The sequence below is a fragment of the Pseudomonas sp. F-14 TE3482 genome (assembly GCF_053629455.1).
The window spans coordinates 6,433,567-6,454,687 of sequence record NZ_JBRJII010000001.1 but is presented as its reverse complement, the minus strand read 5'-3'; the positions used below and the strand labels follow the sequence as shown (position 1 = coordinate 6,454,687).

At 59.2% G+C, this 21,121-nt stretch carries 28 protein-coding genes; 26 read left to right on the top strand and 2 right to left on the bottom strand.

The window, feature by feature from the left end; translation table 11 throughout:
• Window positions 1-9: 9 nt before the first annotated feature.
• From AB7M26_RS29450 to recX, 24 genes are all read left to right on the top strand, one after another.
• Window positions 10-594 carry a phage tail terminator protein gene (locus AB7M26_RS29450; protein WP_123501188.1) on the top strand — a complete coding sequence of 195 codons (585 nt, stop codon included), beginning with the start codon at window positions 10-12 and terminating at the stop codon, window positions 592-594.
• Complete coding sequence (locus tag AB7M26_RS29445) at window positions 591-773, top strand: DUF2635 domain-containing protein (RefSeq protein WP_007907211.1); 183 nt, start codon at window positions 591-593, stop codon at window positions 771-773. The genes AB7M26_RS29450 and AB7M26_RS29445 overlap by 4 nt, the downstream gene beginning before the upstream one ends.
• Window positions 773-2,269 carry a phage tail sheath subtilisin-like domain-containing protein gene (locus AB7M26_RS29440; protein ID WP_123501190.1) on the top strand — a complete coding sequence of 499 codons (1,497 nt, stop codon included), beginning with the start codon at window positions 773-775 and terminating at the stop codon, window positions 2,267-2,269. Before AB7M26_RS29445 ends, AB7M26_RS29440 begins: the two co-directional genes overlap by 1 nt.
• Window positions 2,270-2,346: 77 nt before the next feature.
• Window positions 2,347-2,694 carry a phage tail tube protein gene (locus AB7M26_RS29435; protein ID WP_007907215.1) on the top strand — a complete coding sequence of 116 codons (348 nt, stop codon included), beginning with the start codon at window positions 2,347-2,349 and terminating at the stop codon, window positions 2,692-2,694.
• Entirely contained in the window at window positions 2,691-2,987 is a 297-nt protein-coding gene (locus AB7M26_RS29430) for a phage tail assembly protein (protein ID WP_007907223.1), read from the top strand. Before AB7M26_RS29435 ends, AB7M26_RS29430 begins: the two co-directional genes overlap by 4 nt.
• A complete protein-coding gene (locus AB7M26_RS29425) occupies window positions 2,933-3,118 on the top strand; it encodes a hypothetical protein (RefSeq protein ID WP_123501192.1) in 186 nt (61 codons plus the stop codon). The genes AB7M26_RS29430 and AB7M26_RS29425 overlap by 55 nt, the downstream gene beginning before the upstream one ends.
• The gene (locus AB7M26_RS29420) at window positions 3,118-4,890 is read left to right on the top strand and encodes a phage tail tape measure protein (protein WP_123501194.1); all 1,773 of its coding nucleotides are present in this window, start codon (window positions 3,118-3,120) and stop codon (window positions 4,888-4,890) included. Before AB7M26_RS29425 ends, AB7M26_RS29420 begins: the two co-directional genes overlap by 1 nt.
• Window positions 4,877-6,115, top strand: coding sequence for a DNA circularization protein (locus tag AB7M26_RS29415; protein ID WP_123501196.1), 1,239 nt, complete (start codon window positions 4,877-4,879; stop codon window positions 6,113-6,115). The genes AB7M26_RS29420 and AB7M26_RS29415 overlap by 14 nt, the downstream gene beginning before the upstream one ends.
• Before the next feature lie 3 nt (window positions 6,116-6,118).
• A complete protein-coding gene (locus AB7M26_RS29410) occupies window positions 6,119-7,162 on the top strand; it encodes a phage baseplate assembly protein (protein ID WP_123501198.1) in 1,044 nt (347 codons plus the stop codon).
• Window positions 7,163-7,297: 135 nt separating this feature from the next.
• Window positions 7,298-7,807 (top strand): phage baseplate assembly protein V, encoded by a 510-nt coding sequence (locus AB7M26_RS29405; protein ID WP_123501200.1) that lies wholly within the window; start codon window positions 7,298-7,300, stop codon window positions 7,805-7,807.
• The gene (locus AB7M26_RS29400; protein ID WP_063342654.1) at window positions 7,807-8,205 is read left to right on the top strand and encodes a phage GP46 family protein; all 399 of its coding nucleotides are present in this window, start codon (window positions 7,807-7,809) and stop codon (window positions 8,203-8,205) included. Before AB7M26_RS29405 ends, AB7M26_RS29400 begins: the two co-directional genes overlap by 1 nt.
• Window positions 8,195-9,238, top strand: a complete 1,044-nt coding sequence (locus tag AB7M26_RS29395; protein ID WP_123501202.1) for a baseplate J/gp47 family protein — start codon at window positions 8,195-8,197, stop codon at window positions 9,236-9,238. The genes AB7M26_RS29400 and AB7M26_RS29395 overlap by 11 nt, the downstream gene beginning before the upstream one ends.
• Window positions 9,226-9,825: a YmfQ family protein gene (locus AB7M26_RS29390; RefSeq protein ID WP_123501204.1), complete on the top strand. Its 600-nt coding sequence runs from the start codon at window positions 9,226-9,228 to the stop codon at window positions 9,823-9,825. Before AB7M26_RS29395 ends, AB7M26_RS29390 begins: the two co-directional genes overlap by 13 nt.
• Before the next feature lie 11 nt (window positions 9,826-9,836).
• Entirely contained in the window at window positions 9,837-10,691 is an 855-nt protein-coding gene (locus tag AB7M26_RS29385; RefSeq protein WP_123501206.1) for a glycine-rich domain-containing protein, read from the top strand.
• A gap of 4 nt (window positions 10,692-10,695) precedes the next feature.
• A complete protein-coding gene (locus tag AB7M26_RS29380) occupies window positions 10,696-11,346 on the top strand; it encodes a hypothetical protein (protein WP_123501208.1) in 651 nt (216 codons plus the stop codon).
• A gap of 155 nt (window positions 11,347-11,501) precedes the next feature.
• Window positions 11,502-12,581, top strand: coding sequence for a phage tail protein (locus AB7M26_RS29375; protein WP_123499368.1), 1,080 nt, complete (start codon window positions 11,502-11,504; stop codon window positions 12,579-12,581).
• 7 nt (window positions 12,582-12,588) lie between these two features.
• Window positions 12,589-13,176 carry a tail fiber assembly protein gene (locus tag AB7M26_RS29370; protein WP_123499366.1) on the top strand — a complete coding sequence of 196 codons (588 nt, stop codon included), beginning with the start codon at window positions 12,589-12,591 and terminating at the stop codon, window positions 13,174-13,176.
• Window positions 13,177-13,188: 12 nt separating this feature from the next.
• Entirely contained in the window at window positions 13,189-14,088 is a 900-nt protein-coding gene (locus AB7M26_RS29365; RefSeq protein ID WP_123499364.1) for a gp53-like domain-containing protein, read from the top strand.
• Window positions 14,089-14,535, top strand: coding sequence for a phage tail assembly chaperone (locus tag AB7M26_RS29360; RefSeq protein WP_123499363.1), 447 nt, complete (start codon window positions 14,089-14,091; stop codon window positions 14,533-14,535).
• Window positions 14,536-14,588: 53 nt separating this feature from the next.
• Window positions 14,589-15,152, top strand: a complete 564-nt coding sequence (locus AB7M26_RS29355; protein ID WP_123499361.1) for a glycoside hydrolase family 19 protein — start codon at window positions 14,589-14,591, stop codon at window positions 15,150-15,152.
• Window positions 15,134-15,652 carry a lysis system i-spanin subunit Rz gene (locus AB7M26_RS29350; protein WP_123499359.1) on the top strand — a complete coding sequence of 173 codons (519 nt, stop codon included), beginning with the start codon at window positions 15,134-15,136 and terminating at the stop codon, window positions 15,650-15,652. The genes AB7M26_RS29355 and AB7M26_RS29350 overlap by 19 nt, the downstream gene beginning before the upstream one ends.
• Before the next feature lie 80 nt (window positions 15,653-15,732).
• Window positions 15,733-16,233, top strand: coding sequence for a CinA family protein (locus AB7M26_RS29345; RefSeq protein WP_123499357.1), 501 nt, complete (start codon window positions 15,733-15,735; stop codon window positions 16,231-16,233).
• An 83-nt stretch (window positions 16,234-16,316) separates the two neighbouring features.
• Window positions 16,317-17,369 carry a recombinase RecA gene (gene recA, locus AB7M26_RS29340; RefSeq protein WP_007907270.1) on the top strand — a complete coding sequence of 351 codons (1,053 nt, stop codon included), beginning with the start codon at window positions 16,317-16,319 and terminating at the stop codon, window positions 17,367-17,369.
• A gap of 8 nt (window positions 17,370-17,377) precedes the next feature.
• The gene (recX, locus tag AB7M26_RS29335) at window positions 17,378-17,845 is read left to right on the top strand and encodes a recombination regulator RecX (RefSeq protein ID WP_008010154.1); all 468 of its coding nucleotides are present in this window, start codon (window positions 17,378-17,380) and stop codon (window positions 17,843-17,845) included.
• A 43-nt stretch (window positions 17,846-17,888) separates the two neighbouring features.
• Here the strand turns inward: recX and AB7M26_RS29330 are convergent, their stop codons facing one another.
• Window positions 17,889-19,007, bottom strand: a complete 1,119-nt coding sequence (locus AB7M26_RS29330) for an LOG family protein (RefSeq protein WP_123499355.1) — start codon at window positions 19,005-19,007, stop codon at window positions 17,889-17,891.
• Between the two features lie 488 nt (window positions 19,008-19,495).
• Here AB7M26_RS29330 and AB7M26_RS29325 point away from each other — a divergent pair, with 488 nt between their 5' ends.
• On the top strand, window positions 19,496-19,690 hold the full coding sequence (locus AB7M26_RS29325; protein WP_123499353.1) for a hypothetical protein: 195 nt from the start codon (window positions 19,496-19,498) through the stop codon (window positions 19,688-19,690).
• Here the strand turns inward: AB7M26_RS29325 and AB7M26_RS29320 are convergent, their stop codons facing one another.
• Entirely contained in the window at window positions 19,691-20,116 is a 426-nt protein-coding gene (locus AB7M26_RS29320) for a PA3611 family quorum-sensing-regulated virulence factor (protein WP_123499350.1), read from the bottom strand.
• A 189-nt stretch (window positions 20,117-20,305) separates the two neighbouring features.
• On the opposite strand from AB7M26_RS29320, the gene AB7M26_RS29315 reads away from it, so the two are divergent.
• Entirely contained in the window at window positions 20,306-21,049 is a 744-nt protein-coding gene (locus AB7M26_RS29315; protein ID WP_008072711.1) for a tRNA-uridine aminocarboxypropyltransferase, read from the top strand.
• Window positions 21,050-21,121: the final 72 nt, after the last annotated feature.

Sequence of the window (21,121 nt, the reverse complement as noted above, 5' to 3'; positions counted from 1 at the left end):
TGAAGATTTATGAAGATCACAGCCCTGATCACGCAGTTGCGTGAGCAATGCCCGACTCTGGCCAATCGCATCGCGGCCGGCATCGACCTCGCCACGTTACAAGCCAACACCCCGCTGCAAACACCCTGCGCTTATGTGGTGCCCCTCGCCGATGTGGCGAGCAAAAGCCTGGCGCAAAACCTGATGCTGCAACCGATCCGCGACCGCTTCGAAGTGACGCTGGTACTCGACACCACGGATGCTACAAAAGCGCTGGATCAGTTGCATGACCTACGCGCCGAACTCTGGCGCGCACTGGTGGGTTTCAAGCCCGGCAGCGACTACGACGCCATCGAGTACGACGGCGGCGAACTGGTTTCCATCAACAGCAGCCGCGTGCTGTATCGCCTGCGCTTTTTTGCCGAATTCCAGCTCGGTCGCAATTTGCCGGGTCAGCCGGCGGAGAGTTGGCACGAGCGCGAACTGGACGGCTTGTCGTCCTTTACCGGGGTCACCGTGCGGGTCGATGCGATCGATCCGGCGGATCCCAATCTGCAACGCCCAGGCCCCGACGGGCGCCTGGAACTGACTTTCTCTGGAGACGTAACCCCATGAGCAAACGCATCACCGTGCTGCCGGCCCCTGGCCGTGTCGTGCCGGACCCGGAAGCGGGCGATCTGTTGCCCCTCGAGGGCCGTGAAGTGCCGGACAACGCCTGGTGGCGTCGACGTCTGGCCGATGGCGATATCACTACCAAAGCCGTGAAAGCGGCGAAACCACAGGGAGCCAAATAATGGCGATCGGATTCAGCAACATCCCCGCGGACATTCGTGTTCCGCTGTTCTACGCCGAAATGGACAACTCGGCCGCCAATAGCGCGTCGTCGGCCATGCGCCGCCTGATCGTTGCTCAGGTCAACGACAACATCGCGCCGGCCGACGTCGGCAAACTGGTGTTGGTGTCCAGCGTGGCGCTGGCAAAAAGCATTGGCGGCCAGGGCTCGATGCTCGCCTCGATGTACGAAACCTGGCGCAAGACCGACCCCATCGGCGAGATCTGGTGCCTGCCGCTGCACAACACTGAAGGCAGCGTTGCCAAAGGTGTGCTGACCCTGACCGGTGCGGCGACTCAGAGCGGTGTGCTCAACCTCTACGTCGGCGGCGTTCGTGTTCAGGCGGCCATCGTCAACGGTGCCACTGCGGCGCAAGCGGCCACAGCCCTGGCGCTGAAAATCAATGCCTCTGCCGATCTGCCGGTCAGCGCGGCAGCGGTCGACGGTGTGGTCACCCTGAGCGCCAAATGGACGGGCGACAGCGGCAACGACATCAGCCTGCAATTCAATCGCCTGGGCAAGAGCAATGGCGAAGAAACCCCGGCTGGCCTGACCTTGGCAATCACTGCCATGACCGGCGGCGCCGGTGTGCCCGATCAAGTGGCCGCCGTGGCGGCGCTGGGCGATGAACCGTTCGAGTTCATCTGCATGCCGTGGTCGGATCTGTCGACCCTCAATACCTGGCAAGCCGTCATGGATGACAGCACCGGTCGTTGGTCCTGGGCCAAGCAATTGTTTGGTCACGTCTACAGCGCCAAGCGCGGCACCATCGGTACCCTGGTGGCAGCCGGTCAGGCGCGTAACGATCAGCACATGACCATTCAGGCGCTGGAACCGGGCGTACCGCAACCGTTCTGGGTGCAGGCCGCTGCACTGGCTGCGCGCACCTCGGTGTTTATCTCCGCCGACGCCAGCCGTCCGACCCAAAGCGGCAGCCTGCCCGGTCTCGACCCGGCACCGGCGAGTGAGCGTTTCACCCTGACCGAGCGTCAGTCGTTGCTCAACTACGGCATCGCTACCGCGTACTACGAAGGCGGCTACGTGCGCATTCAGCGTTCGATCACCACCTATCAGAAGAACGCCTATGGCCAGGCAGACAATTCCTACCTGGACAGCGAAACCATGCACCAGTCGGCGTTCATCGTGCGTCGTCTGCAAAGCGTGATCACCAGCAAATACGGTCGCCACAAACTGGCCTCCGACGGCACCCGTTTCGGCGCCGGCCAGCCGATCGTGACCCCGAGCACTATTCGCGGTGAGCTGATCGCCCAGTACGCCAGGCTCGAACTGGAAGGCCATGTGGAAAACGCCGAGCTGTTCGCCGAGCACTTGATCGTCGAGCGCGACGTGCAGGACCCAAGCCGGGTCAACGTGCTGTTCCCACCGGATTACATCAACGGCCTGCGCGTGTTCGCGCTGCTCAACCAGTTCCGTCTGCAGTACGACGACGCAGCTTGATTGCTGCGCTTTGACTGTAGGAACTGTGTGAATTCGGCCCACCGCGTGTGGGCTTTTTATTTGAAGGGAGAAACACCATGGGGCAACTGATTGCGGGCACCTGCTACGTCAAAGTGGACGGCGCTCAACTGACCATCAACGGCGGCTGCGAAGCGCCCTTGATGGCCGTTAAACGGGAAACCGTCGTACCGGGCTTCTACAAGGAAACCGATATCGCGCCATCGTTCAAAGTGACGGCGCTGCACACCGCAGACTTTCCGCTCAAGCAACTGATCGCAGGCACTGACATGACCGTCACCTGCGAATTCAGCAACGGCAAAGTCTACGTCCTGGCCGGCGCTTACCTCGTGGAAGAACCGGTATCCAAAGGCGATGACGCCACCATCGAACTCAAATTCGAAGGCATCAAGGGGACCTGGCAATGAGCAACGCCGTGAAGCTTCAAGTGGCGATCGAAGCCCACGGCGAGCCCTTGACCGAACTCAACCTGCGCCGTCCGACGGTGCAGGAAGTGCGGGCGATCAAGGCGCTGCCGTACAAGATCGACAAGAGCGAAGAGGTCAGCCTCGACATGGACGTCGCGGCCAAATACATCGCCGTGTGCGCCGGCATCCCGCCGTCGTCGGTCAACCAGCTGGATCTGGCTGACCTCAACGCGTTGAGTTGGGCTGTCGCGAGTTTTTTCATGAGTGCGGCGTCGGCGCCATCACCGACCTGATCGCAGTCGCCTATGACCTGGCCTGGTTCTGGAAGGTTGACCCCGAACAGATGATGGCCAGGCCACTGGATGTGCTCCGCGAATCGCTGGAGCACGCGCAACGGATCAATGCGATGCAGCAGGTGCAGTGATGGCAGACACAGAAACGAAAGAGAAAACGTCGGTGCTGCTCACGGGCATCGACGAACTGTCACCCAAACTCGGCGCCCTTCGGGCAAAAGTCGAAGGCTTCAGGAAAAACCTGGAGCAAATCGGCCTCGGCAAACTGGATATTAGCGGTCTGTTCAAGGGCGGCAGCGTGATCACGCCGTTCGTGGAGGGCATCCAATCGGCGGCGGCATTCCAGGGCAAGCTGGCCGAGGTCAGCGAGACGGCGAAAACCGTCGACATGCCCGCCGCACCGAAAGCCGCCGCGCAGAATCTCAATGTGTTCAGTGCTTCCATGGAAAAGGTTTCGGCCGCCGTGGATGCCGCGCTGCTGCCGGCGGTCGGCACGCTGGTGGTTGCGCTTGAGCCGATGCTGACCCAGGTCGGCAGCCTGCTCAACGACAACCCGAAACTGGTCGAAGGATTGGCGGCGGGAGCGATTGCGTTCTCGGCCATGCAAACCGCCGTGACCGGCGCGACCCAGGTATTCGACCTGATGAGCATGGTGCTCAAGACCAATCCGATCATGCTGATCGCCATGGGCATTGCCGTAGCGGCAGGTTTGATCGTGGCCAACTGGACGCCGATTTCCGCTTTCTTCACAGGGTTATGGGAGGCGGTGAAAAACGCGGCGGCCAATGCCATGGCGTTGTTGCGATCGGTGCTCGACTGGCGACCGCTGGATGCGCTAGCGGGGTTGTGGCAACCGGTCAGTGGATTTTTCTCGGCGATCTGGGACAAGGTCAAAGCGGTCACCGCGCCGGTGATCGACTTCTTCAAGGCGCTGTTCTCGTGGACGCCGTACGGCATGATCCTCGATAACTGGGGGCCGTTGACCGGATTGTTTTCGGCGATCTGGGAATTGCTCAAGGCCTTGAGCGCACCGGTGATGACGTTCCTCAGGGGCCTGTTCGACTTCTCGCCAATGGAGATGATCAACAGTGCCTGGGGCGGTGTCGTCGGTTTCTTCGAGCCGATGTGGACCAGGCTGCAAGCGGCAGCGCAGATCACCAGCGACGTCCTGCGTACGTTGTTCGATTTCTTTCCGATGGAGATGATCGCCAGTGCCTGGGGCGGTGTCGTCACCTTCTTCGAACCAATCTGGGCCGCGCTGCAAGCGTCGGTGCAACAGGTCAAAGGCTTCTTCACGGGCCTGTTCGAATGGTCGCCACTGGACCAGATCGCGATGTACTGGCAGCCGGTCAGCGAAGTGTTTTCGGCGCTGTGGGGCGTGGTCCAGGCACTGGCCGCGCCGATGCTGGACTTCCTGCACAACCTGTTCGAGTGGAAACCGTTGGAGCAGATCATCAAGCACTGGGGGCCGATCACCGAGTGGTTCGGCGAGTTGTGGCAGAAGCTGCAAACCGTGATCGCGCCGATCAAGGAACTGTTCGACGGTGGCTTCGCCGGCTTGATCGCCAACGTCACCGGCAAAGTCGAAACCCTGACCCAAGCACAGCGTCAGACCAATGCCGAAGGCAAGGGCGAATTGGCACCAGCATTCTTCGGTGCAGGCCCTGCACCAGCGGCCAGCAATGCGTCGCAGGGCTCGTTGCCACAAACCTCCAGCGCCCTGATCCAGCAAAGTGCCGCCAACAACCGCACGCAACTCGAAGGCGGCCTGACCGTGCGCTTCGAAAACGCGCCGGCCGGGCTGCGCACCGATCAACCGCAAACCAATCAACCGGGGCTGTCGCTCAATTCGCGCATCGGCTATCGCTCGTTGTCTCTGGGAGGTTCCAATGAACTGGCGTGACCGTTTGTTGCCGGCATCCTTTCGCGGTGTCGGTTTTTGGGTCGATCAGGCGAAAACCCCGGTCGGCCACAAGGGCCAGTTGCACGAGTATCCGCAACGTGACCAGCCGTTTTTCGAGGGCCTTGGCCAGCAGGCGAAGATCCACGACCTGACGGCATTCATCGTCGGCGCCGATTGCCTGGAGCAGCGCGACAAGCTGCTCAAGGCGTTGGAGCAGGGCAGTGGTGAACTGGTCCATCCGTGGTTGGGGCGGATGCAAGTCAAGGTCGGTGAATGCGACATGACACAGACCCGCCAGGACGGCGGGCTGGTGACTTTCGCCCTGAAGTTCTACCCCGATCAACCGCTGCAATTTCCGACGGCCACGGTCAGCACGCAAAAGCTGCTGCTGTCTTCGGCGGACACGCTGCTGGGCTCGGCGGTGGCGCGCTTCGAACAGGCCATGACCCTGATCAAGGCCGCACGGATCGGCATCGCCAATCTGCGCAACAGCCTGACCGGGGTCTATGAAGTGATCCAGGAACAGCTCAAACCGTTGATCGAGGAGTACCGGCAGATCAGCGAGCTGGTCAAAGCGGTCAAGGAATTGCCCAAGGAAGTGGTGGCGGAATTCAAGGGCTTGCTCGGCGACATTCAGGAACTCAAGGACTTCGCAAAGGAGGGCTATCGCGGCGTGATTGCCAACGTTTCCCAGCAGATCGAAGCCATCCGCAAGGCCGATGCACCGAAGCTCACCACCGGCAAGGACACCACGGCGGCGGCGCAAGCCATGGCCGATCTGGTGCAGGACACGCTGCTGGTGAAAGTGGCGCAATGGGTCGCGTCGATGCCAGTGGCGTCAACGCCGGTGAAACTGACGTCACAGCCGTCGCTGGATCATCAGACGCTGCAGCCGGTCACCCGTCAGGAAGTGCCGGTCACCGACGATTTGCAGTTGCTGCAAAAGGAGTTGAACGAAGCGATCCAACTGGCACTGAACAAGGCCAGCCCCGCGCACTATCAGGCCATCAACGATCTGAAGCAGAAATTGAATGCGCACCTAAAAGCTGTGGCGTCGTCCGGCGTGCGACTGGTCAGCAAATCTTTTCAAGAGAGCTTGCCTGCCGTCGTTGTGGCCTATCGGCAATTTGCCGATGCCACGCGGGTCACGGAAGTGACTCAGCGCAACGGTGTTGCCCATCCGTTGTTCCTGCCGCCGAACGATGTGAAAGTTTCCGGGACGTGAACCATGAACGACATGGATAACCGGGTCACCCTGACCGTCGGCGGCCTGGAATACGGTGGCTGGAAAAGCGTGGAAATCACTGCGGATCTGGAGCGCCAGTTCCGCACCTTTAAACTCAACATCACCTGGCAATGGCCGGGGCAGACGGTGGATAAACGGATACAGCCCGGTGACGCCTGTGAAGTGCGCATCGGCCAGGATCTGGTGCTGACCGGGTATGTGTTCAAGGCCCCGATCAGTTATGACGGACGGCAGATCAGCCTGAACATCGAAGGCAGTTCCTGCACCCAGGATCTGGTGGATTGCGCCGCGACCAACCGCCCGAATCAATGGCATGAGCAATCGCTGTTGAGCATCGTCGAAGCGTTGGCGATCACCTACAAGGTCTTTGTGGTCAGCGAAATTCCCGAAACCGCCCGGCTCAGCAGTCACACCATTGTGCCGGGGGAAACGGTGTTTCAATCCATCGACCGCTTGCTGACCTTGTTCCGGGTGTTTTCTACCGATGATGCCCAGGGCCGGCTGGTGCTGGCCCGGCCTGGCAGTGGTGGCCGGGCCAGCGATGCGCTGGAGTTGGGCAAAAATATTCTGTCGGCCAACGCGCCAATGGATTACAGCCAGGTGTTCTCCGAATACCGGGTGATCGGTCAACACAAGGGCACGGACAAGAAGAGCGGGGCAGCGGTCAGCGAGGTTGAATCGGTGTCCGCCGACCTGAGCTACAAACGTCGGCGGGTCACGGTGATCAACGAAGGCATGCAGATCAATCCCGATCTCGCCTTGCAACGGGCCAACTGGGAAGCCGCCACCCGCGTGGGCAAGGCGTTGACCACCACTTACCAGGTGCAAGGCTGGCGCCAGTCGAACGGCGACTTGTGGCGCCACAACACGCTGGTCAGGGTCAAGGATCCGGTACTCGGGTTCGATGACGACATGTTGATCTCGAAGGTGACCTACTCGCTATCGGCGCAAGGCTCGGTCACCACCCTGCAAGTCGCACCGCCGCATACCTTTGACGCCAATCCCGAGCCTCCCAAAAAGGCCTGATCCCGGCACCCGACCCTGTGGGAGCGGGCTTGCCCGCGATGGCGGCGGCACATTCAACATCAAGGTGACTGATACGCCGCTTTCGCAGGCAAGCCAGCTCCCACAAGAGCGGCGGTCGCCTTCAAGGAAAATCCAATGAGCCTACTGACACGCCTCCTGGCGCGCGGCACTGTCGTGCTCGCCAACTCGGCCACCAAGCTTCAATCGCTGCAAATGCGCCTCACCGCCGGCGAAGTGAACGACGACATGGAGCACTTCGAACCCTACGGTTTCACCAGCAATCCGCTGGCCGGCGCCGAAGGTATCGCCACCTTTCTGGGCGGTGATCGCTCCCACGCCATCGTGCTGGTGGTCGCCGACCGTCGCTATCGCCTGCAGTCCCTGGCCGCTGGTGAAGTGGCGATCTACACCGATGAAGGCGACAAAATTCACTTCAAGCGCGGGCGGATCATCGACATCGAAACCGCCACCCTGAACATCCGCGCCAGCAGCGCGGTGAACATCGACACGCCGGCCATCAACCAGACCGGCAAGATCGTCTCCCAGGGCGACCAGATTGCCGGCGGCATCAGCCAGATCAAACACGTGCATGTCGGCGTTCAAGCGGGCAACGGCCAGACCGGCGTACCGGCAGGAGGGCAGTGATGTTCATCAGCCAAAACCTCCACGCCGCACTGACCCGCTCAGTGCTGATCAGCCTGTTCACCTGGCGCCGCGCCGCCGATGACGATGCCCTCGATGACGAAGAACGTTTCGGCTGGTGGGGCGACACTTTTCCTACCGTTGCCGACGACCGCATCGGTTCGCGTCTGTGGCTGCTGCGCCGGGTCAAATTGACCCGACAAACCCAGATGGACGCCGAGTTCTATGCCCGCGAAGCCCTGCAATGGCTGATCGATGACGGCCATTGCAGCGCCATCGACATCACCAGCGAACGCCTCGACGCCCAGCGCCTGAACCTGCGCACGGTCCTGACCCTGGCCGATGGCGAGCGCCTGGACATCAACCCTGATAACAGTTGGCAGGTGATCTATGCCGTTTGAAACTCCTTCGCTGCCGGTGCTGATCAAGCGCACCCAAAGCGACCTGGCCAGCGATTCGCTGCGCCAGTCCGATGCGCAAGTGCTGGCGCGCACCCTCGGTGGCGCTGCCTATGGCCTGTATGGCTACCTGGACTGGATCGCCGAGCAGATCCTCCCGGACAAGGCCGATGAATCGACCCTTGAACGGATCGCCGCACTGCGTCTGAACCAGCCGCGCAAAGCCGCACAAGCGGCCAGCGGCAGCGTCAGCTTTACCGCCAGCGCCGGTGCCGTGCTGGACGTCGACACCCTGCTGCAATCGAGCGACGGTCGCACCTACAAAGTGACCGCCGCTCGCACCACCAGCAATGGCCTCAACAGCACCACCATCGCCGCGCTCGAGGCCGGCAGTCTGGGCAATGCCGAGGCCGGTCTGGCGCTGATTCCGGTGCAACCGATTGCCGGCATTGTCGGCAATAGCTTCACGGTGCTGGCGCCGGGATTGAACGGCGGGGTGGCGCGAGAAAGCCTGGAGTCGATGCGTGCGCGAGTGATCCGCTCCTACCGCATCATCCCCCATGGCGGTTCGGCCCAGGACTATGAAACCTGGGCGCTTGAATGCCCGGGCGTGACCCGCGCCTGGTGTCGTGGCGGCTTTTTGGGACCGGGCACGGTCGGCCTGTACATCATGCGTGACGACGATCCGCAACCGGTGCCGAATGAAGAGCAACTGGCCGAAGTCCAGGCTTACATCGAGCCACTGCGCCCCGTCACCGCCCAAGTACATGTGCGCCCGCCAGTGCAGGTGCCGGTGACGTATCGCCTGACATTGACCCCCGACACCAGTGCCATACGCGCCGCCGTCGAAGCGCAACTGCGCGACCTGCACAACCGCGAAGCCGACCTCGGCCAGAAGTTGTTGATCAGTCACATCCGTGAAGCGATCAGCAGCACCAGCGGCGAAAACGACCACACGCTCATCTCGCCCGTCGCTGATGTGGAAGCTGCACCCAATGAGCTGCTGACTTTCGGAGGTTGTGTATGGGGGGCATAAGAACCGCCGCGCAATACCACGCCCAACTGCGCAGCCTGCTGCCCAGCGGCCCGGCCTGGGACCCTGAACGGGTGCCGGAACTCGAAGAAGTCCTCGAAGACGTCGCCCAGGAACTGGCGCGCCTGGACGCCCGCGCCGCCGACCTGCTCAACGAAATGGACCCGGCCGGCGTCAGCGAACTGGTGCCGGACTGGGAGCGGGTGATGAACCTGCCCGACCCGTGCCTCGGCGCTACGCCACTGTTCGACGACCGCCGCCTCGCGGTACGTCGTCGCTTGCTCGCAGTCGGCAGTCAGGCCGTCGGCTACTACCTCGAAATCGCCAAGAGCCAGGGCTACCCGAACGCCACTATCACCGAACTGGAAGCCCCGCGCATGGGGCGCTCGCGTTTCGGTGCGGCGCACTGGGGCACCTGGGAAGCGCAGTTCATGTGGACGCTCAACACCGGTGGGCGATTGCTGCTGGGACGACGTTTTGGCGCCAGTTACTGGGGCGAACGATTTGGCGTGAATCCGGGCTCGGCACTGGAATGCCTGATCCACCGCAGCGCACCGGCGCATACCAAAGTGCACATCAATTATGACTAGGGAGTAGAGGGATGGATTATCCGAAGAGTGTGCCCAGCGCAGGGTTGGTGAATGGGAAGTTTGTGGATGAGAACCCGCTGACCGGGACGCCGGGGTCGTTGATTCCGGCGGACTGGGGGAATGGGGTGACGGGTGAAATTCTTGAGGTGATTAGTGCCGCCGGGATGACGCCCAGCGAGTCAAATCTGACGCAACTCTTGAGTGCCATTCGCAGCATCAGTCGTTCGACTGCCGGCCTTGGGATCCAGCGATTCACCGCAAACGGCAGCTTTACTGTGCCTGCCGGCGTGACGAAGATTTGGCTCAGCGGTTGTGCTGGCGGTGGCGGTGGCGGTGCTTGCCCGGGAGGCACCAGCGCTACAGCTTCAGGCGGCAGCGGTGGCGGGGCAGGTCAACCGGTGATCAAACTGATGGTGGCGGTGACGCCAGGGCAGGTGATCCCGATTGTGATCGGGGCGGCGGGCATGGGTGCAAGCGTCACCGTGGCTGCCACTGCGGGAGGCAACACGCTGGTGGGCACTTCAGGTGCGCTGTTGGTGTTGTCTGGCGGCAGCCCTGGTGTTTCGGGCCTCAACGCAGGTGGTTTGATTGGCGGCCCCAGTGGTGGTGCAGGCTTTCCAGCAGGAGGGGACGCAACAGATACCACCTCCAATATGGCGGCCGGCTACGGGGGGCACGGAGCAAGTGGACCCTTTGGTACTGGAGGCAGCTCTGCTCGTTCGGCTACGAGCACAGGGTTTCCCGGGAAATCGGCCTACGGCTTCGGTGCCGGGGGGAGTGGTGCCGGCGGTTATTACATTTCTGGCGTCGGCAGCGGGCAGCCCGGAGGTCAGGGAGCACCTGGCCTTATGATCATCGAGTGGTGAAAACATGACAAAACAAGTGCTTTATTGCCGTACTACAGGCTTGGTCATTGAATGGCAAGACACCGAACTATTTGCTTACGCTGCCCCCTCGGTCGCTAATGGCGTTCTACAGGTCACTGCTGAGCAATGGGTTCAGAAAGAGTTACCGCACCTTGTATTTAATGGTGAGCTGACAAAAGTCGAAATACCTCAACCCTCACCAGCTCATCGCTGGGACGGTGCTCAGTGGTCACTGGACACCGCAGATATGGCGGAATTGCAGAATCTGAACGCCGAGCAACTTTGTGCCCGGGTGGACGCGGCGGCAGACAGCGCTCGCCAGGCTATTGCTGGCGATCCGCTTCTCACCTTGGAGTATGCGAGAGCTGCGACGCATGCGCAGGCATTCAAGGATGAGGGTTATCCCAAAAAGGCCGTGCCACTGGCTATATCCGCTTGGGTCGTCAAAGGCCGAACTGCCAGACAGGCCGCCGACGAGATTCTCGAAAAAGCCGCTCAGTTCAACGAAAGTTTACTGACGCTTCGCACTATTCGATTGAAGGCCAAAGAGAGAATCAAGACTCATGCCGCCAAGGGCAAGATGGACTTGGCCAGGGACGCCAGTGATGAGGCGGTTATGGCTATTCGCAAATTAGTTATGGAGCTGGAAGATTAATCGAGAAAGGTTCGATCTTATTCGCTCATTCAGTTCGACCGACGTTGCGCCCACTCACCGAGTGGGCTTTTTTTTGCTCATTGCGACCTGGGCCGCCGCTGCATCCAACGCGGCATGCAGTCCGGTTATTTGTTTTTCAGAAGGAGGATAAATATATGGATTATCCAAAAAGTGTACCCAGCGTCGGATTGGTGAATGGCCAGTTTGTCGATGAAAACCCCGTCGCCGGGACGCCGGGTTCATTGATTCCGGCAGTGTGGGGGAACAGTGTCACGCAAGAGGTCCTGGGCGTGATTACCGGGGGCGGTCTGGCACCCTCCGAAGTGGACAACAATCAACTGCTCAAGGCTATCCTGGCGATCATTGGCAAGGCCAATCCGATGTATTCGGTGATCACGCCGCTAACCGCATCAAAAGCTCTGACCGTCGAAGAACTTGGTCTTGTGTTGATTGATGCCCGTTCGGGGGGCGCCACCGTCAGTCTGCCGCCAGCCAATGTCTCGTTGGGCGTGCGCGACGTTATCGTTAGACGTGTTGATAACAGCGGCAATCGTTTGGTTATCCAGTGTGCGGGATCGGACTCTATCAAGTTTCATACCCATTTGAATGCGGGCGGCTATCCGTTTTTGGTGTTGATGGGGGCGGGCGATTGGTGGCACCTGCGCAGTGACCCAGCGGGTAGTTGGTGGCCAGTTGGACGGTTTGACGGCACTACGCTTGGACGGGTTGTTTTTGAGACGACTACGGTGGTGGTGCCTGGTGGCTATGGTGCGCTCAATGGAACTCTGCTCAATCGCGCCGAATGGCCATGGCTTTGGGATCATGCACAACAGTCGGGCATGTTGCGTTCCGAAAATGACCGTGGCGGCGCGTGGACGCCTGGAGATGGTTCGACAACGTTTCGAACACCGGAGGCCCGTGGAGAGTTTCTTCGTTTACTGGCTGAGGGACGCGATGTTGATCCGGCTCGAGCTCCAGGCTCCTGGCAAAAAGGCTCATTGGTACAGGGCGATAATGGTATCGCTGACAACATTCTGTTTGCGTCGCATATCAATAGTCAAAAGGCTCAGCTGGGTCTTGATACAGGGAATTACACCGATTACGCCGGTGCAACCGTCAAATACATCACATCTCCCCCGCCCATTTTGCAAATTTCCGATGGTGATTTGATTAACCACGGTGGCGTCACGCGTCCTCGCAACATCGCCTATCCCGGCCGTATAAAACTTATCTGAGGTGTCCATGTTTAATTATATATTTGATAGCTCGGGCGCCTTGTCGGGGCCCGTAGAGTTTCCCGTCACGCCGGGTATCGGTATTCAACTACCCAGTAATGCCGTTGAGCTTTCATTCGAACTCCCACCAGCGGAAAGCGGCCGTGCCTGGGCGCTGGTGAATAATGTTCCTCGAGAAGTAATAGATCGCCGTGGTTTGGTTTATCGAAAAGAAGGTGGGGATCAACAGCTTTGGAGTGAATTCGGCGAGTTGCCGGAAATTTTTACAACCGAACCATGGCCGGGTGATTACTACGTTTGGAGCGACAATGGCTGGGAACTTGACGATGTAGCTCGCCTGTCTGATATCAGAGTTCAGGCATTGGCCAAGCGTGACACTCTTCTTCGCGATGCAGTTTTTCGTATAGCGCCACTTCAATATGCCGAGGACATTGGCGATACCTATCACGATGAGCAGTTGGCGCTGATGGAGTGGAAACTCTACAGCGTTGAGCTGAACCGTATTGAGCAACAAACGAGTTTTCCAACTGAGATCGCTTGGCCGCTTGTTCCTGGCTCGATCAAAGGCAGTAAATATTCCGTGTATGGCCTATAGCGAGAGAAAAAAGTGGACTACCCAAAAAGTATCCCCAGCGCCGGATTGGTTGATGGGAAGTTTGTCGATGAAGACCCGGTAATGGGTACGCCTGGATCTTTGATTCCGGCAAGTTGGGGTAATGGCATTACCCAAGAATTATTAAGTGTTATCCAGGTCGCAGGGATAACCCCTGCGGAAGGGCTCCATAACCAGCTTCTGGCAGCATTGCGTGGCAGTGGTCTGTTTGTTACGGCCCCACAATTCGACAATGACAATAGCGTCGCAACGACTGCATTTGTAAACCGTAGCGGTCTGCAGTTCTCTGGCTTCGCATCCTATGCCGACAGTGCGGTACTGACAGTTTCCAACATTGGTGGTGTCAGCAGCTTCTCCAGTAATACACCGATTACCGCGACGCTGCCTGCCACCGCTGGTATTGCCCATGCGTCCACAATGAACGTCGTCAATGCCGGGTCAGGTGCCCTGACGGTCTCGGCAGCGCCAGGCTCGGACACCGTCAAGGCTTCAAATGGTGTGGTAGGTTCCATTGTTCTCGGGGTGGGAGAAACAGCTGAGTTTCTCAAGCTGGAGAATCAATGGCGGTTGGTTGGCGGCACCGTCAGTTTGAAATATGCATCATTGTTCTCCGGCATGACCGGCAACCCCGGTTACCAGAAATACTCCAGCGGCAATATTGATCAATGGGGTTACGGTACGACGGATGCTAATGGAGAGGTTTTTATCACTTTTCCAATTTCATTTCCAACCGCCTTTGTTTCTGTCGTTGCCACTCATGTTGGCGGTGACGGGGCGATGGTTATCATGCTGGCCGGTACTGCCACAAAACAGAGTTGCCGATTGAAAGTTCGGGACATGGGCGGTTCTGTCAGGGCCGGATGGGGTGTCACCTATTTTGCAAAGGGCTATTGAATGAACGCGTTCAATGTTTTGTTTAGCGCAAGTACCTGTGGTGTTTATGTTCCAGGAATCAATGCGTCGGATATCCCTTCCGATGTCATAGAAATCCCTCAGGCTTATTGGATTTCGTTACTCCAACAGTTGGCTGTAACCCCGAAAATGATTTCGGTGCGGGCCGATAACGGCTATCCCGTTCTTGTGGATACACCACCCCTTGCGCCGGAGGAAGCCGCGAAGGCCGAGCGTCTTTGGCGTGATAGCCAGTTATCGGCCACTGACAGTATGGTCGCTCGCGACAGGGATGAACTGGAGGATGGCGGCGGCACGACGTTGACCACCGAGCAATATGCCGAATTGCAGGCTTATCGCCGTGCACTTCGGGATTGGCCGCAAGGGTCATTCTTTCCTTTCAGCGAGCATCGACCCAGTGCGCCACTTTGGCTGGCTGAATATCTTTGACACGAACCAGACACTGGTCAGGGCCTGTACAGGGGACGACTTTTGGGAGCTATATGACCGTTACGCAGCAACAACTACAGCTCGTTATGCCCAACGCCCGCCACCAAGCGGGCGTTTTCATTTCCGCCCTGAACACCGCCATGTCTCACCGCAACATCAACACCCCCAAACGCATCGCCGCCTTCCTCGCACAAGTCGGTCACGAATCGGGGCAATTACAGTACGTACGTGAACTGGGCAGCACTCAATACCTGAGCAAATACGACACCGGTACCCTGGCCATCCGTTTGGGCAACACCCCGGAACCCGACGGCGACGGTCAAAAGTACCGTGGCCGAGGCCTGATCCAGATCACCGGCCGCAACAACTACCGGCACTGCAGCCTCGGCCTGTTTGGCGATGAGCGTCTGCTGTCCCAGCCTGAACTACTGGAACAGCCCCAATGGGCCGCCGAATCTGCAGCATGGTTCTGGGAACAGAACGGTTTGAATGAATTGGCTGACCGCGATCAGTTCAACAGCATCACCCGCCGTATCAACGGTGGGTTGAACGGCTTGCAGGATCGTCTGGAAATCTGGGCGCGGGCGAGGGCGGTGTTATGCCAGCCTTCGGTCTGATCGGCTGGCGACTGATCGGTCTGCTGGTGCTGGCCGGTTGTTCGGCAGCGCTCGCCTGGCAGTTTCAGGATTGGCGCTACGGCCGGCAACTGGCGGAGCAGGCCAGGCTGCACGCCGAGACTCTCAATCAACTGACTCTGGCCGCCGCTACCCAGCAACAGGCCGAGCAGAACAAGCATCTGGCCCTGGAACAGCGGCTTTCGGCCAGTGAGCAAACCCATTATCGAGCGCTTAGCAATGCCGAACGTGATCAAGGTCGCTTGCGCGATCGTCTTGCCACTGCTGATGTGCGCTTGTCAGTCCTCCTTGATGCCCATGACGCTACCTCAACCTGTGCAGTGCCAGCCGCCTCCAGCGCCGGCGACGTGGATCATGGCCCCCCGCGAGCCCGACTTGACCCGGCGCATGCTCAACGAATTATCGCCATCACCGACGCGGGCGATAGCGGGCTGATTGCCCTGCAGGCGTGTCAGGCCTATGTCAGAGCCCTCGTTCGCTAACATTTTGATCGATCCTGAACCTTGCAAGCGTGATCGGCTCGTGTACGGTAGGCCTCATTCCGCTCGATCAGGAGAGAGCCGTGAAAGATATCACTCAGCTGGCCGCTGAACTTGGCAGACGCTTGCAGATTCTCAATGCCCACGTCACCACCGCCGAATCCTGTACCGGTGGCGGGATTGCCGAGGCGATCACCCGTATTCCGGGGAGTTCGGCGTGGTTCGAGGCCGGTTATGTCACCTACTCCAACCGTCAGAAAACCCAGCAACTGGATGTCCCGGCTGAGTTGTTTCCAACTGTCGGGGCGGTCAGTCGCGAGGTGGTCGAGGCCATGGTCCGCGGCGCGCAGGAAAAAAGCCGGGCGCGTTTTGCCGTGGCCGTTAGCGGTGTGGCCGGGCCGGATGGCGGTTCGCCGAGCAAGCCCGTGGGCACGGTGTGGCTGGCCTGGGGCGTGGGTGAGCAGGTATTCAGCGAGGTGCAATACTTTGCCGGTAACCGTGACGAGGTCCGCCGACAAACGGTGAAGGCCGCGCTAGAGGGGCTGCTGCGCCATGCCACTGGAGAAATCTCAAATCAGGGGTAGGCGATCCTGAAACGCTGTGGAATAATACTGGCTACTTATACAGGTGTTGGCCGTCAGGCCTTATTGATTACGTGAGGACTTTAATGGACGACAACAAGAAGAAAGCCTTGGCTGCGGCCCTGGGTCAGATCGAACGTCAATTCGGCAAGGGTGCCGTAATGCGTATGGGCGATCAGGACCGTCAGGCGATCCCGGCTATTTCCACTGGCTCTCTGGGTCTGGATATCGCGCTCGGCATTGGCGGTCTGCCAAAAGGCCGTATCGTTGAGATCTACGGTCCTGAATCCTCCGGTAAAACCACCCTGACACTGTCGGTGATCGCCCAGGCTCAAAAAGCCGGCGCGACCTGCGCATTCGTCGACGCCGAACACGCCCTCGACCCTGAGTACGCCGGCAAATTGGGCGTCAACGTCGACGACCTGCTGGTTTCCCAGCCGGACACCGGCGAGCAGGCCCTGGAAATCACCGACATGCTGGTGCGCTCCAACGCGGTTGACGTGATCATCGTCGACTCCGTGGCTGCTCTGGTGCCGAAGGCTGAAATCGAAGGCGAAATGGGCGACATGCACGTGGGCCTGCAGGCCCGTCTGATGTCCCAGGCGCTGCGTAAAATCACCGGTAACATCAAGAACGCCAACTGCCTGGTGATCTTCATCAACCAGATCCGTATGAAAATCGGCGTGATGTTCGGCAGCCCGGAAACCACCACCGGTGGTAACGCGCTGAAGTTCTACGCATCGGTTCGTCTGGACATCCGCCGTACTGGCGCGGTGAAAGAAGGTGATGAAGTCGTCGGTAGCGAAACCCGCGTCAAAGTCGTGAAGAACAAGGTGGCTTCGCCGTTCCGTCAGGCCGAGTTCCAGATTCTTTACGGCAAGGGCATCTACCTCAACGGTGAGATGATCGATCTGGGCGTGCTGCATGGTTTCGTCGAGAAGTCCGGCGCCTGGTATGCCTATGAAGGCACCAAGATCGGTCAGGGCAAGGCCAACTCGGCCAAGTTCCTGGCAGACAACCCGGAAATCGCCGCCAAGCTCGAGAAGCAACTGCGTGACAAGTTGCTGACCCCAGCGCCGGACGTCAAAGCATCGCCGGTCAAAGAGACGGCTGATGACCTGGCTGACGCTGATATCTGATTGATCCGATGACCGCCGTACTCGATACACTCGTCGCAGTGCGGCGAACCGCAATGGACCTGCTCGCGCGACGCGAGCATGGTCGAGTCGAGCTGACGCGTAAACTGCGTCAGCGCGGCGCCCTCCCTGAAATGATCGACACAGCACTCGACCGCTTGACGGAAGAGGGCCTGTTGTCCGAGTCCCGTTACCTCGAGAGCTTTGTTTCCTATCGTGCCCGTTCCGGTTATGGCCCTTTGCGAATTCGCGAAGAGTTGAGCCAGCGCGGTCTGCAACGTACCGATATCGAACTCGCCTTGCGCGAGAGCGGTATCAACTGGCAGGAACAACTGGAAGACACCTGGCGGCGAAAATTCTCCGGGCACTTGCCGATAGACGCCCGGGAACGTGCCAAACAGGGCAGGTTCCTGAGTTATCGGGGATATTCCATGGAAATGATCAGCCGCTTGTTCAGTGGCCGAGGGATGGACGATTGAATGAACGGCTCGCTATTTCGATAGCGGGCCGTTTTTTTTTGCCTCACGTTACCTTGGACGGTTCCCGTGTGCGTTGTTGCGCCTGGGGTTTGGACTGGGTCCAGTTTTCGGGCAGGTTGATGTAGTCCACTAGCTCCCGCAGACGGCCATGATCACGGGCGTTGAAGGTGAAGGAAAGTCGCGCCAGATGGCTGAACTGCGGTTCGTCGTGCTCCTCACCGCTGTAGGCATGCTGATGGAAATGATCGCTCAGGCACAGGTCGGCGAATGCCTCCTGTATGTGTTCGAGCGCCCGGTCGCTGAGTTTGTGGTTCATGCGAATCACGAACTGATGCTTGAGCCAGCGGCTGGAGTGGAAGTTGCTGTAGAACTGATTGATCAGATCCACTGCCTCTTCGGCACTGTAGACCAGACTCAACAGCTTCATGTCGGTTGGCAGGATGTAGCGATTTTCCTCCAGTTGATGGTGAATGAAGTCCAGCGCGCCTTGCCAGAACTTGCCGCCCGGCGCATCCAGTAGCACCACGGGCACCAATGGGCTTTTGCCAGTCTGAATCAGGGTCAGCACTTCCAGCGCTTCATCCAGCGTACCGAAACCGCCTGGGCACAGGACCAGCGCATCGGCTTCCTTGACGAAGAACAGCTTTCGGGTAAAGAAAAAGTGGAAGGGCAGTAGATTCCCTGTGCCATTGACCGTGGGATTGGCATGTTGCTCGAAGGGCAAGGTGATATTGAATCCCAGGCTGTGTTCCAGACCTGCACCTTCGTGGGCCGCCGCCATGATGCCGCCGCCGGCACCGGTGATGACCATCATGTCCGAGCGCGCCAGTGCGGCGCCAAGCTCTCGGGCCAAACCATACAGTGGGTGTTCTATCGGCGTGCGGGCCGAGCCGAAAACGGTGACTTTGCGTCGTCCCTTGAACTGCTCCAGCACACGGAAGGCATGTTCGAGTTCGCGCAAGGCTTGCAGGGTGATCTTGGCATTCCAGCGGTTGTGATCTTCCTGGGCCATGCGCAGCACAGTCAGGATCATGTCGCGGTAAATCGGGATGTTGGGGCTGTTGGGGGAAACCAGGTTGAGTTGTTCTTCGACCTTGCTGGTGAGGTCGTGGCCGCTTTCTTGAAAATGACGGCTCAGGAGGTCATTCGGTTGGTAAGGCATTCAACTTCTCCTTCTGCACAGAACCCTTGGCCCGACAAAACAATCGTCGGCGCCACGACACCCCTTGTGTCGCTGGCTGCCCAAGCCCTTGCCTGGGCGCTCCACCTGACTCGGTTGCAATCGAGCCATCCATACGGGCTCTGCTTATCCCTTGAATGAAAGAAACGTTCGCACAATAAGACACGCAATGGGCAGCCCCTTTTCTGCCCTGAAAAAAACCACATGAACACTTTGAATTTAGACCCTCGCGACGATTTTTGCTGCTTGATCATTGCGCCGCAAAGTCTTTCCTGGCAATCGCTTATTGACGATTTGCAAGGTGCTTTCACCGCTCGTCTGAACGCAAGCCGTTTGTCCTGCGCTCTGATTTACTAAGTTACAGGCGTGACACGACAACTTTGCGTCAATGGCAGGACGCAACGTTCAAGCAGTTCAGGGATTTTTCGCGTGATCAACGACGATCAATGCGTGCACGGAGGCGGGAAACCATGCCCAGAGTCACTCTGGAAGTCGATGCGCAACTGTATCGATTGCTGAAGTTGTCAGCCGAGACCAATCATTTGAGTCTCGAAGAGGAGTGCTGCCGGCGTCTGGAGGGCGGGGAGCGACGTTCGCGCTACTTGCAGGCGTTGTTGGCAGAGTTGCGCGCCGAGGATGAACAGCGGCGCGCCAATTCCCGTTGATTACTTTTTCTTGGCCGGTGTGGCTTTCGGGCAATCCGATTCCTGGAAGCTTGCGGAGCCGACCGGGCGGTTGGTTTTCACTTCTGTGAAGTCATAACGCATGACCGCCCCCTTGGCCATCAGCTTGCGGAACCCCTCGTTTCGGCAGACGGAGGCGCCAAGCTGGAAGTACACGGCTTTTGGATCGGCGCGCATCTTGTCAGCGTGGCTGCTCTGAACGCTCAGATGATTGATCAGCTGATTGCCTTCGACGGTGTAACCCTGATCCAGCAGGTCTTCGTTGATCGCCCGTGGCGTGCCGACACTGCTTTGTACGGCGACGTTTCGCAGCTCTCTGTTCAGATTCTGCTCACTCAAGGAAGCAGCCTGAGCATTGAAGGACGACGCCAGCAGAATGGCAGCGGTGGGAACGATAAGGCGCAGCATGAAACTCTCCTGGTTCAGTGACTGGTGGTTCGACCCGTCACGTGACTATGCGTTCAGTGGCGGCGAATTATAGGGGAGGCGGCCTGGACGGTACAGGCTTGCGCCGGCCGCTCTGATAAACTGGTGGCCTTTATTGCCTTGCCGAGTGCCGTTTGTGTCGAGTTTTCCTGTCTGCCGGTGTTGCCAACGATGAACCACGCCCCCAACGCCGTAGCCCGCTTGCGCGATCAGCGAGAGGAAGAGGGTATCAAGCCGATTCAGGCCCGTGGCTGGCGGGCAACCCGTTGCCGTGCCTGCCGTGTGATCGAGAGTCACTGCCTGTGTGCCTGGCGCCCGCAGGTCGACACCCGTAGCGGTGTGTGCCTGATCATGACCAATAAAGAAGTATTCAAGCCGAGCAACACCGGTTGGCTGATTGCCGATGTGGTGCGCGACAACCACGCATTCATCTGGTCGCGCACGGAAATCGATGAACAACTGCTGGCGCTGTTGGCCGACCCGCAATGGCAACCCTATCTGGTGTTTCCTGGCGAATACGTCGAGCCCGAGCGAGTTACCCACAGCGTCGAGGTCGATAGCACCAAGCGCCCATTGTTCATTCTGCTGGACGCCACCTGGACCGAAGCCCGGAAGATTTTCCGTAAAAGCCCCTATTTTGATGCGTTCCCGATTCTGAGCCTGCTTCCTGAGAAACTTTCACGATACCGATTGCGCAGGTCCACTCGCAGCGAGCACCTGTGCACGGCGGAAGTGGCGGCGCTGTGCCTCGATCTTGCCGGTGATACAGACGCTGCTTCGGCGCTGGACGCTTATTTTGATGTGTTCAGCCAGCATTATCTGGACGCTAAACATCAGCTGGATATGAATGTTGCAACACCGGCCCATGCCGAGCTGATGCCCTTTGTACAGCACGCGGCGCCCGTGATCTGCTGAGCATCGCCCATACTGCAAGGAACCAGGCTCGCTGGCAGGGCCACGCAACTTGACCACCCCGGTTTCGCTGGG